Annotated in this window: 9 protein-coding genes; 3 read left to right on the forward strand and 6 right to left on the reverse strand. The window is 47.8% G+C overall.

What is annotated here, in order from left to right:
* Window positions 1-201: 201 nt before the first annotated feature.
* Window positions 202-1,824, forward strand: coding sequence for a sensor histidine kinase (locus NC796_RS00695; protein WP_310681223.1), 1,623 nt, complete (start codon window positions 202-204; stop codon window positions 1,822-1,824).
* A 180-nt stretch (window positions 1,825-2,004) separates the two neighbouring features.
* On the opposite strand, the gene NC796_RS00700 is transcribed toward NC796_RS00695, so the two are convergent.
* The 3 genes from NC796_RS00700 to NC796_RS00710 all read right to left on the reverse strand — a co-directional run bounded on the left by NC796_RS00700 (window position 2,005) and on the right by NC796_RS00710 (window position 5,286).
* Window positions 2,005-3,132, reverse strand: coding sequence for a GNAT family N-acetyltransferase (locus NC796_RS00700; protein ID WP_310681224.1), 1,128 nt, complete (start codon window positions 3,130-3,132; stop codon window positions 2,005-2,007).
* A 63-nt stretch (window positions 3,133-3,195) separates the two neighbouring features.
* Window positions 3,196-3,846, reverse strand: a complete 651-nt coding sequence (locus NC796_RS00705; protein WP_310681225.1) for an SDR family oxidoreductase — start codon at window positions 3,844-3,846, stop codon at window positions 3,196-3,198.
* A 186-nt stretch (window positions 3,847-4,032) separates the two neighbouring features.
* Entirely contained in the window at window positions 4,033-5,286 is a 1,254-nt protein-coding gene (locus NC796_RS00710; protein WP_310681226.1) for a glycosyltransferase, read from the reverse strand.
* Between the two features lie 456 nt (window positions 5,287-5,742).
* Here NC796_RS00710 and trxA point away from each other — a divergent pair, with 456 nt between their 5' ends.
* Window positions 5,743-6,060, forward strand: coding sequence for a thioredoxin (gene trxA / locus NC796_RS00715; RefSeq protein ID WP_310681227.1), 318 nt, complete (start codon window positions 5,743-5,745; stop codon window positions 6,058-6,060).
* Between the two features lie 24 nt (window positions 6,061-6,084).
* Here the strand turns inward: trxA and NC796_RS00720 are convergent, their stop codons facing one another.
* The 3 genes from NC796_RS00720 to NC796_RS00730 all read right to left on the reverse strand — a co-directional run bounded on the left by NC796_RS00720 (window position 6,085) and on the right by NC796_RS00730 (window position 10,418).
* Window positions 6,085-6,954, reverse strand: coding sequence for a DUF488 domain-containing protein (locus NC796_RS00720; RefSeq protein ID WP_310681228.1), 870 nt, complete (start codon window positions 6,952-6,954; stop codon window positions 6,085-6,087).
* Window positions 6,955-7,404: 450 nt separating this feature from the next.
* Window positions 7,405-8,229 (reverse strand): aldo/keto reductase, encoded by an 825-nt coding sequence (locus NC796_RS00725; RefSeq protein ID WP_310681229.1) that lies wholly within the window; start codon window positions 8,227-8,229, stop codon window positions 7,405-7,407.
* Window positions 8,230-8,483: 254 nt separating this feature from the next.
* Window positions 8,484-10,418 (reverse strand): DUF5060 domain-containing protein, encoded by a 1,935-nt coding sequence (locus NC796_RS00730; protein WP_310681230.1) that lies wholly within the window; start codon window positions 10,416-10,418, stop codon window positions 8,484-8,486.
* 193 nt (window positions 10,419-10,611) lie between these two features.
* Between NC796_RS00730 and NC796_RS00735 the strand changes: the two genes are divergently transcribed.
* Window positions 10,612-12,546, forward strand: a complete 1,935-nt coding sequence (locus tag NC796_RS00735) for a sigma 54-interacting transcriptional regulator (protein WP_310681231.1) — start codon at window positions 10,612-10,614, stop codon at window positions 12,544-12,546.
* Window positions 12,547-12,598 lie beyond the last annotated feature (52 nt).

Consider the following 12,598-nt stretch of genomic DNA (forward strand, 5'->3'; position numbering starts at 1 on the left):
ACTCAACTGCTCAAAGTGTTAGGACCTAACCTATTTTCTCCGCACAAAGTCCGTTCCTTCTGCCCCACATTTTATCTCTCCAGATTACTTTAAAATTTTGTGAACAGAGGAGTTAAGAGAATTAATAAACATTAGAGTTTTTTAATAATAAACAGTATTCTTTCAGTAGGGAACTGAAAGATAAAAACAATCAATTCGACGTTGACCTCTCGGGACTATCAAAAAAGCGACACATACACCTGGCAACCACTGCCATTAGACTACCTGCTGGCAAATAATTCGACTTTCAGCCTGCGGGTGCTAGCGATAGTGGGCCTTTGGATATTGGCGATTGCCGGTGCACTGGCAGCAACCATTTCACTATTGCCAGACACCCGAATGGTAATCGGGGATGAAAGCACGGAAGTGATCAATTTCTTCCTGTTCAATCCCGCCCTGATTATAGGACTTTTGCTTTTTTACTGGTTTGGCTTTGAGTGGGGATTTATACCGGTATTTTTGAGCTCTTTTATTATTGCATTTCACTCCAACATGGAATGGACGTGGGCGCTGCTGTTTGGAATTGCTTTTGTTTTGGGCATGGCCATACTGGCCCTGGCATATCAAAGCTTTAAAATTCCCTACAGCCTCCGGAGTCTCAAGAGTCTTGCATTCTTTATCTCGGTTTCTTTCATAGCAGCGGTCAGCAGTTCCCTGGGCTCTTTTATATGGAGCCTGTCCCATCAACTGAGCGCACTGGACACGTTAACCATCTGGAAAGGATGGTGGAGCGGTAGTTTCCTGCAATCGGTCCTTTTCATCGGCCCGCTTTTGTTCTTTTTCACCCCGCTGATGGAACACGTGAAGCACCAGTGGTTCGAAATACCGGAACAGCAACCGGTTTCATTGAAATGGGTGTATGGAGCTGTAATTTCTGTTACTGTTGTGCTGGTCATCTTTATTTTATCCGGTAAAATCCTGGGTGAGCTGCGTGTCGAAGAGGTCATGACGGCCACCAGCAACATCACCCTTGTCTCAGTGATGGGAGCGCTCGAATCCTTTGAAATTATCTCGTGGATTTCAATGGGACTTATTATCGTCACGGGATACGGCGCCATCCACCTTATAAGCGGATGGAACCGCAACCTGAACAAGGAAGTGGACAAGCGGACAGCAGAACTCAACGAGAGCCAGGAAAAACTTAAAAATTCGTTGGAGGAAAAGGAGTTTCTGCTGAAAGAAATCCATCACCGCGTAAAAAACAACCTGGCGCTGGTGGGTGCCCTGCTTGAGCTGCAGGAGATGACAAGTGATGCCGATCAAAATCCTGAACTGCTGCGGACCTCGCGCTCCCGGATAAAATCGATGGCTCTGGCATATGAAGCACTGTATCAGAATGAAGATTTCTCCAATATCAGCATCAGTGAATTTATACAGCGAATCGCCAACCTCACGCACTCCTCGTTTGCCCCTCCCGGCAACTGCATTGAACTCAACTTCAACCTTGAAGATGCCCGGCTGGATATGAAGCGCTCTATCTCACTTGGATTGCTGCTAAATGAGGTATTAATCAATGCCTACAAACACGCCTTCAAGGGACAGGAGCAGGGCGAAATCCTTATTGAAAGCAGCATCACCGATGGGCAAATGACCTTAAATATATGCGATGACGGTGTCGGTCTGCCAGATAGTTCAGCCGCTTCCTCTAGATCCCTGGGGATGAAGCTGATTAAAAAAATGGCCAAGCAGATTGCGGCTGACCTTGATATTTCCAGTAGCTCGCAGGGCACCACCTACTCCCTGACATTTGAGACAGAGGAGGTACAAGAAGTCTGTCGGACTTAGGAAATTATAACGAAAAATTGTCAGTTTGAGACAGATTCCGAGGTCTTTTGCGGCGAATAGCGGCCTATTTAAGGAAAAAGAGCTCGAAATCTGGTCTGCCGGCTGGCGGACGGCTTTGCAGTAGGTTTAGCTAAGTCCGACAGACTCCTAGCCCGGATTTCTCACCAAGAAGTTTGTTCCTCAGCAAGTCAGATCTCTCCGATAAGTTCTTCGCCTTTTATGCTGCTCGTTCTCATAACTGTTCCACAGGGCCTGGATCGCTTTGTTGTCCTCCAGCTCGGGATTTGTCTCCACCTCTTTGATACCGCGCCGGTTGAACATCTCATTCATCTCTTTAAAAATGATCGAGGTCAGCCCTTTGTTTTGGTATTCCGGCTTGATCCCGATGAGGTAAAAAGCTGCTCGCTGATGAAAAAAGCGAGCCCAAAGAAGATGCAGCCAACCCAATGGAAAAAGGCGACCATTGGCACGCTGCAGTGCCTTGGTAAATGAAGGCATGGTGATGGCAAAAGCCACGATCTCGCCCTCGCTGTTGGCCACGCAGTTGATGAAATCGGGGTGCAGGTAGCGAAAATACTTTTGTTTGTAGTAAGCAATCTGCTCCGGACCGATCGGCACGTAGGTGCTGAGTCCGCTGTAGGTCTGGTTAATGAGCTCAAAGATTTTATCCACATGCTCCAGGATTTCGTGCTTATTGTTGAACCGGATCACCTGCAGATCATAGCGATTCAGGATAAGGTTTGAAAACCGTTCTACTTTCTCTGAAGGACCTTCTTCCGGAATTTTAATTTTAAACTCTACCCATTCCTTTTCGGCAGCAAATCCCAGTTCCTCAAAATGCTGGTGATAATACGGCAGCGAGTACCAAGTGATCATGGTGTTAAGCTCCTCAAAGCCTTCAACCAGCATACCGGCCTTGTCCATGTTAGAAAACCCGACCGGACCTTCCATAAATTTCAGGCCATGCTGCCGACCCACCTTCTCCACTTCCGCAATCAGGGCCTCTGTCACCTCCAGATCGTCGATGGCATCGTACCAGCCAAACCGGATTTTGGGCTTGTTTTGCTCGTTCACTTCCAGCCAGTTTATGATGGCTGCTATACGACCTACCGGCCTGCCATCACGATAAGCCATAAAAAAATGAGCATCGGCATTGCTAAACACCGGGTTTTTCTTGCGGTCAAATGTTTCCAGTTCTTCCCTGATAATCGGGGGTGCCCAATAGGGATTATTATTTAGGAGCTTAAAGGGAAACTCAACAAATTTTCGAAGCCCCGACTCCGAGGTCATCTCTTTAATTTCGATCATAAGTTATTGTACACTCGTTGATAACAAATAGGACAACTCAAGACATTGCCTGTGAATTAAGTATTATTGTTTTGTAACCGATACTTCCCTTACGGCCTCCGGTATCGATTGTTCTCCGGAAACCAAATCTAACTGCAGGCCAGCCGTTTCGGGCGTCTCAAGCACTTCGGCCAGCACGGCAGCCACATCAGCGCGTGGGATCTCGCCTCGTTCAAGCTCCTGTGCCAGCGACACTTTGCCCGTGCCTTCTTGGTCCGTTAGCCGCCCGGGCTTAATAATTGTATAATCCAAGCCGCTGTTGCGTAGCGCTTCGTCAGCTTCTTCCTTGGCTTGCAGGTAGGTTCGGAAAACCTCGTTTCCCCGCGGGGTATCGGTCCCCATGGCACTTATCATCACGTAACGATTGATACCATTTTTCTTTGCCGCATTAATCAGCTTAATTGCCCCGTCACGATCTACAGTCCACTTCCGTGCAACTCCACTGCCCGGCCCCGCACCTGCAGCAAACAGGACAGCGTCGACATTCCCAACGGCTTCAGAAATATCCGCGGTTTCTTCAATATCGCAGATCACCGGCTCGGCACCAACTTCGCGCAGATCCTCAGCTTGTTCCTCTTTCCGGATAATACCTCGTACCTCGTGCCCTTTCGCTTTCAAAATAGGATGAAGCAGCATTGCTATGCTACCGTGACCACCAACAATCGTAATTTTCATAACAGTTTACTTTTAAATAGTCATTACAATTAATGCGTTGAGTGATTTAGGATTATCTCTCAGACATCCTGCACCCCGATGCAGGATGTCTGAGAGGTTCTATTGTAAATTATAGCTTCATAACTCAATCGCTCAACATGTTACAATTAATCTTGTCACCTAAAATCGGCCTATAACATCAGTCTTTCAAGATGACTTAGAACGATTCTTTTCCTCTATCCATTTCGACATATACCGGGTGCTGGCCATGGTGTGGTGCATCAGCATATGACCGGTAAAGTTTTGCAGCCTATGGCTCTCCAGGTTACGACCCATACTCTTCACTCGTTCGATTAAGTCCAACTCAAAATCATCTTTCTGAAAGCGACTGTTGACAATATCAATACCCTGCTGTTGCGATTTTTCCCAGCTGGTTTTGTCAGAGTACAAATGCACAGCTTCTGCCGAAATTTCAACAGGGTTGTTCACAACGACGGCATTCCACTCCAAATCGCCATTTATTCCCTCAGCCCCGATACTCGTTGTTATGCACGGTGTCCCGCTCTGCATCGCTTCCACCAACTTTCCCTTGAGTCCGGCCCCGAATCGCAGCGGCGCCAGGCAAACACGACCTTTGCCCAGGATCTCTTTCGCATCTTCCGCTCGGCCCTCAATATAAAATCCTTCTCCTGGCATGTGCAGGTCTGTTACTTTTTGGGATGGATACGCCCCGTAGATATGCAGTTCCGCTGCCGGCAATTCCTTTCGAATCAGCGGCCAGATTTTTTCTTTCAGGTATCGCACCGAATCCCAGTTGGGCGGATGCCGAAAATTGCCAATGGTGACGAAATGTTTCCGCTCTTCAAATGAGGGCCATCGTTCAGTGGTTTTCTCATCAATAGTATCCATCAGGAACGGCAGGTAGTGCAGCAGCGATTTATCAACACCGAAAAGATCGGTCAGCAGCTCCATTTCATATTCGGAGATCATCAGCGTAAGATCGCATCGATAAATACTTGCGATTTCTCTGTTGGCGACATCAGAAGCGAGCAGATCGCGATCTGAAAAATCACTGCCCTGTTTAACCGCTTCATGGCGGGTGCGGCGCAGACAGTGCAGGTCTTCCGTATCCAGGATGCGAAGGGCATCGGGCGCATGCTCGGCAACCCGCCACCCGAACTGCTCCTCCACCACGAAACGGTCAAACATCACGATATCCGGCTGCAATTCTTGTATGAAGCTATCAAAAGTAGAGCGGTTGATTTCGACTGCCTCCGTTTTAATCCCCCGTGTTTCTAGGTCTGCCATATGCTCACTCTCTGCAGAAGAACTGGCAAATGTGATCTCCCACCCGGCATCCTGAAAGATGGAGATCAGCTGCATCATACGGGTGCCCGCAGCAGAGGAGCTGGGCTCCGGCCACACATATCCAATGATCAGTATTGTTGGAGTTTCTTCCATTATTCTCGGGCAATTATTTTGGTGGATAAATCGATTCCAAACTTAAGGTTTTAACATGATATTGTAAGGTATTTCCCGGAAAAGAATGTAGTTGTACTTAAGGACCAGGAAGGTATCACAATCTGTCGCTTGCCCTACAAAACCGTGCAGGACAGCACGTATCCTGGTATGGGATCAATGCTATCCTGGTGTCGGATACGTGGCATCCTGCAATAGGATACATGGCATCCCGCAGTAGGATACGTGGCATCCCGTGGTGGGATAAGGCACATCCGATGAATTCACGCCTCACGAAAAAAGACAGGTGACAAAAGCAAAGCTCCGGAAGAAAAGTAATAAATTGATATCGTTATACAGAAAGGGACTGGTTACTATTCCTTAATAAAGTGTCACGTTGTATATTATTGGAACGCCAAAAACGTTATTCTTTACAAATTCTCAACAAATTTTGGAATCATGGAGACGAAGAAAAAATCGAGCAAATTTATGGAGCTCATCAACGGGGATACGCCGGTACTGGTTGATTTTTACGCCGACTGGTGCGGCCCTTGTAAAATGATGAAGCCGATTCTCAAAGATCTAAAGAAGAGGCTGGGTGATAAAGTGACGATCATCAAGGTTGATGTGGATTCCAACCAGCAGGCAGCCATGAAGTATCAAATTCGGGGTGTACCCACGTTAATCCTGTTTAAAAATGGAGAAATCAAATGGCGACAGTCGGGTGTTGTGCAGGCAGCACCGTTGGAAAAGATTATTAATAATCACCTGAATTGACAGTCACAGGTTATTGGGAAACGCTCATAAATGCTCCACAGGTATTTCAAATGTTGACTCAAGACGGTTGGTAATCTTATGACGGTGGCAGTCTTTCGGATCCTTTTCGTAGCAGGTCAACGCCACGCGCTGGTATTCCCGGTATAGGCCATATAGCTTCTCCAGTTGCTGAGTTCTTTTTGGTAGAATTGTTTCCTCGTATTCTCTGAACAATTCTTGGTATTCGGCCCGGGTATCGACATCCTTTCTCTTTTCTTTGGCGATCCCAAGTTCCGGCACGTGCATGAATGTGATGTCCAGCTCATCACACATCTCCTGCAGCTGGCTTTTAGAAAAACCGAACTTCCTGCTCATCGAGTTTTTACGAACGTCAACCAAAAGTCTCACATCATTTTGCAGCAGCCGGTTCATGTAGGTCTCCGCCTTGATGCCCTCGTAACCGATGGTGTAAATCTTCTGTTCTCTGTTTACTGGTCGCGATTGTTCAACCCGTTTTCGAACCTCCTCTTCCAACGCCTCCGGATCACTTCGGATCGCATAAAATGGGAATTCCCGGCAAATATCGTTAAAGAGTTTATGGTAGGATTCGCCCTCGTATTGATCATACAAATCGACCAATATATCCTGATCGTCACCCTTTAATTCCTCTCGGTAATCCTGTTCGGTTAGTACAACCCAATCATCCTTATCCTCTAACAACTCATACTTAATCATTGTACCTTTGTCGGATTCCGCCTGGAATGAGAACGGTCCCTCTGTGCCGGGCACAAACTCGTATGCCGGATCTTTTTGACGCCTGGTAAAAAGGAAGAGTAAATACTGGAATCGCGTGGGAGAAAGCTCCCGACCAAAGGTTTGAAGTAGTGCTACTATGGCTTTTCTGCGGTAGTACATAGGTGTAGGAGTTAATTCTTTTCATCCAACTTAGCCTAATTGAAGATAATATTTCAACAAGATTACTTGCGGATTCCTAAATAATCCATCACGCCCTTCCGTGATGATTTCGAGTTTTCAAATTGTTGATCGAGGTTTAAAGGTCCTAATGTCGAAGGTCAAAAAGTCTAAGGTCCAATAGTCATAAGGTAAAAGCCACACTTACCGCCCTAAGTAAATTTCGCTGGAAGAGAGAGCACAGCCGAAGTGTTAAGAAACCATTGATTCGCGGAGGTTCAGCGGAACGAGTTTAAATGGTTTTAAAGTAGGCAGTGCGGACGCAGCGACAATTTACTCCGGTGGCGATTTTTTCGTTCATTTCTTTAGTCCGACTACCGGCGGATTTGATAGCTCAAAAAATGAACAACCGGATTGACAACAGTAACCCCTCACTACTGGACCACCTACTTATTAAAACTTCTCAATAAACTGCACCATCTTTTCACGACCTTGCTCGTCCGGCAGCCGACCGTACCCCGCACCCATGTTGTCTACAAGGTGCTCCGGATCGGATGTGCCGGGAATTACGCAGGTTACCGCCGGATGGGAAAGGATATATTTCAGGAAAAACTGCCCCCAGCTGTTGATGTCATAATCGGCAGCCCACTCAGGCAAATCCCGTCCACTCACTGCACCAAACAACGAACCGCCCTCATACGGCCTGTTGATGATGACTGCCACACCGTTTTCCAGTGCGGTATCCAGCAGACTCTGCTCGGCATTTCGTGTTCGAATTGAATAATTAAACTGGACAAAATCGATATCCTCTGACCGGATAATCTGCTCCAGCCGATCATGCGCGGAAGTAGTATAGTGCGTTATCCCGATATATCGTATCCTGCCATCCTGTTTCCAGTTTTTCAAGGTCTGCAGGTGCGTTTGCCAGTCAAGCAGGTTGTGAATCTGCATCAAGTCGATGGTGTCGCGCCGCATCTTCTGCATCGAGGCCTGTATCTGGTTGATGCCGGACTGCCGCCCGCTGGTCCACACCTTGGTGGCATAGAAAAACTGGTCGGCAATGCCCAGCTCAGTGGAGAGGTCCCCAACGACTTCTTCAGAATTGCCGTACATCGGGGAAGAGTCGATCACTTCCCCACCGTGCTCTGCCATCAGCCGCAGAACTTCTTTAAGTGGTTTGCGTGCAGTGGAGGATTCGCCAACATCAAATTGAATCCAGGTGCCCAGCCCAACGACAGGCAGCTCTTCTCCACTCGATGGGATTGCACGTTTTCTCATAGCTTGCCCCTGGGTGTAGTTCGACAGGGTCGTTAAAGGAGCGGAAACTAATCCCATTCCCGTTAGGCCCATCATTTTAAGTAATTTCCGACGTGAAATTAACTGTTTCATTAATTACTTGTCTTGGGATTTCCCTTTCAAATTAACCACAGAGTTACACAGAGAAGACACAAAGGTTAAGTTTATTCATCTTTGCGATTCTTAGTGACTTCTTTGTGCTGCTTCGTGAAACAACCAGGAACTGTTTAAAATTATTACTCTTCTACTTTTATCTTCGCTCCCCAATCAGTATTCGGGCGTCCCTCCCCTTCGGGGAAATCCGGGATCCGAAGCATGCCTTTCTCATTAGATTTAAGACTAATAACCTCTTTCCACGTTCCATCAACCGGGTTAAACCACTGGAAAAGATACGTTGTATTGGGATCAAATCCACTTACTGTGGGCAAGGCTGCATCGTTTTCGAAATATAGCAGGGCAAAATTATTATCCGGGGTTTTCATCATAAACGACCAGCCATCCAACCCTTCTTCCGGGCTCCCCTCTGCTTTCCGGGGTTGAATCTGATCGTTTGCCAGCCGCAACTCCTTGTACCTGTCTCCCTCCGACAGCATGAACGCTTTCAGGTGCTGCATATACGTGCCCGATTCATACTGCAGAGCCTCCCAAATATGGGGTCGCGCCCCGTCGGGTTCACCGGTGGTGGTAATGTCATACGAAGCTGTACCATGGACATGCCCCGACAGTCCACCGGAGAGCACTGAGCCATACATCTGCGCCCGGGCGAAATAATTGTCGCGAGCTGAGTTGGCAGGTGGACGTTCCCCCGCTATTGTCGTCAGGCTGTGGTCCCACCCCGTATAGTACGGTTCAAAATTGATCGTGGGGTAAGGGGGCTCCAACTCAAATATATTTTCCTGGTACTCGTACACTCCGTGGTGACGCGGGTTATTACCCACGCTGTGCATGGTCAGCCAGGGTACTTCATCCCCGTGCTTAAACTGCAGGTAGGTAGAGTTATTGATCAAGGTGGTGTGCGGCTGCCCAAATGGAAGCGGCCCGTATTCTTTTAGATGATACGTAAGCGCTTCGTTGAACTGATCGGCTGTCAGGCTGTAGTCGTCGGGAATCCAGTCCAGATGAATGCCGCTGAAAATCATATTATAAGCACCATACCGTGAGACCAGGTATTGCACAAACCGGGCATAGGTCTCATTGAAATCGAAATAGGCATCCCACGAGGGGCCGACATCCCTGCGCACTGTTTCCAGCAATGGCACAATGCCCTGGGCTGACAAATACTCCATTTTCTTGTCCAGACTCTGGAAATATTCCGGGTTAATCCGATTAAAATTGGATACCCCGTCATACTTTTCCGACATCTCGAACGGCAGGTTGCCATATTCATCGCGCATATTTTTGGCGGTGAAAGAGCCCCAGTAGCTGGACCCGCCCGAGGCGTCCTGCCCCCTGCCTCCCGACACATCGTACCCAAACTTTTCCCACGCATTCCTGAGGTAGACGCCGTTGGAATCGGCATACGTGCTGGGATTGATATCGGAATCCCAATTCGGGAAACAGGAGATCATGCTCACGGAGTTGTACCCCATTTTTTTGCGATACTGCACAGCGTCCTCAAATCCAATTCCGGGACCAGGTTCATACTGTGCAGGAGGCTTTGCATCCCGAAACGGGAGCCGCCATGTTGCTCCGGCCAGCCAGGTATCTCCAGTCAGGAAAAATGGTGTACCATCGGCATACTGCAGTGCATGACCATTCGGCGTTGCCCGGATAAACCCATGGCGATTGGGATTCTCTGCCTTCTCTTCTACTGTCCACTGGTGGGCATAAAACGTACCGGAATGACCATTAAGTCCGTCATCACCCGGCTGATTAGATTTGCTTGTCCAGGTCCATTTTCCAGGCTTGGTAGCTACAAGGCGTACCTTATAGGTATTTTCCCCATCCCAGAACCCATAAACCTGCTTTGAGAAATTCGGTCCTTTTAGCTCTACCCAAAGTCGTACATCAGTATAATAGTTTTCATACTCCAGCTCCGCCTCCAGGGTGATCTCAATCATCTCCCACACATGGACATCCGAAGAATCTGGATTAGCAGCAATTCTTGAATTAGCGCATAACTGGAGAATCACAAAAAGGTACACAACGAAACTCTTGGAACTGAAAACCATGGTAAAACTGAATTACTTATTAGTGTTGCGATCAACAAACAGGAACTACCTTCTACCTCGAAAATTTAAATATATGAAATTGGTTGAGTGGCAACATAAGGAAATTGTTCGAGGGTGTATTTCTTCTATTCCAAAAGTGCCGTACCTTGCAATGCTGATAAGCCCAACAAAAACAATCACTAATGGTTGACTCATGGGCCCCAAAGAACAACATGATGACCAACCCTTCGAGGAACAAGAGGCGCTCCGGACGATTCTGCAGGGGACGGCTGCCCACACAGGTAAAGAATTCTTCCGGGAACTTGTTAAACGTCTTGCCAAGGCCCTGCATACAGAAAGTGCATGGGTAACCGAGTTTATCGAAAAGGAGCAAAAATTACGAGCACTGGCTTTCTGGATGGGAGATCGCTTTATAGAGGGATATGAATACGATGTACCAGGAACCCCCTGTGAAGTTGTCTTAGAAAAGAAAAATATGCTTCATGTCCCGAAAAATGTAGTCAACCTCTTCCCACAAGATCCCGACTTGAAAAAATACAGTGCGATGAGCTACCTGGGAGCACCTCTCCTTAACCTCGATGGCAGTGTACTTGGAAACCTCGCGGTCATGGACACCCATGAAATGCCGGAAAAATATCGAAATGTTGCACTGTTCAAAATTTTTGCTGATCGCGGGGCTTCTGAACTACGCCGCATCCGGGCAGAGCAGCGTCTCAGAGAAAGAGAGGGGCAGCTCAGCCGCCTTTTCGACAGCGCTATGGACGCCATTATAGAAATTAAACCTGATCTCACCGTTACCCAGGTCAACCGGGCCGCACTTGACCTCTTTGAAGACAGGGATCCAGATAAAATGCTGGGACAGTCTTTTGAAGACTACCTGGCACCTGAGTCGGCTGTTAAACTAAAAAATCTCTTGCAAGGGTTGCGTAATCGCCCATTGGGACAACGCTACCTTTGGATTCCGGGCGGACTCAAAGCGGTATGTGAGAGGGGAAATTCATTTCAATTTGAGGCCACCCTTTCCTGCTATGAACACGACAGAAATCCGTATTGCATCCTAATACTCAGGAACATTACGGATCGCGTAGAAGCTGAAAAAAGGATTGACGTGCTCTCGGCGGAATCAGAATATCTGCGGGAGGAGTTAGAGCTGATTCACAATTCTGATGAAATAATTGGTCAAAGTCCATGCATGGTAAAAGTGTTTGATGAAATAAATCAAGTGGCAGGCACCAGTGCCACCGTGTTGATATCAGGAGAAACCGGGACCGGGAAAGAGCTTGTCGCCCGGGCAATCCACGGTAAGAGCAGAAGAAGTGACAAACCGTTAATCAAGGTGAATTGTGCAACCATCCCGGAAACGTTGATTGAAAGCGAATTTTTTGGCCATGAGGAGGGTGCTTTTACCGGCGCCACCGAACAGCGAAAGGGACGCTTTGCCCTTGCCGACGGGGGGACCATATTCCTGGATGAGATCGGTGAATTGCCCATGGGAATGCAACCAAAACTGTTGAGAGTGTTACAAGAGGGTGAGTTTGAAGCGGTGGGATCCTCCCAGACCCAAAAAATTAATGCGCGGGTCATTGCCGCTACCAATCGTGATCTAAAAAAAATGATTCGGGAGGGAGACTTTCGCGCCGACCTCTACTATCGGCTGAATGTATTTCCCATGGTTATACCTCCACTCAGAGAGCGCGGCGAGGATATCCTTCTACTTGCTCAAGCTTTCATCGGACGATATTCCCAGCAGTTCGGTCGCAAGATGAAGCCATTGACATCGGGCGATAAAAATCTACTGCGGTCGTATGACTGGCCGGGCAATGTACGGGAACTACAAAATATTATTGAACGGGCTGTCATTACATCACAGGACGGTACCCTCAACTTGGCCAACATACTTTCCGGTGGATTATATGCTGAAGAAACGAATGCTTCTCAAACTTTTCCGGACCGTATTCTTACCGCGGAAGAACTCTTACAAGAAGAACGGCAAAATATGATCCGTGCCCTCAAGGCTACCTGTTGGAAAGTGGCCGGCAAGGAAGGGGCGGCTCAACTGATTGGCGTCCCTCCCTCCACCTTCAGTTCCCGCATGAAAGCACTCAATATCAAGCGACCCTCAGAGTAGCCGTTATTAGCCGGATCAGACCATCTGCTGTGGCAACAACAGCTAAACATTT

Source organism: Aliifodinibius sp. S!AR15-10 (assembly GCF_031569985.1).
Classification (GTDB): Bacteria; Bacteroidota; Rhodothermia; order Balneolales; family Balneolaceae; genus JAMQKA01.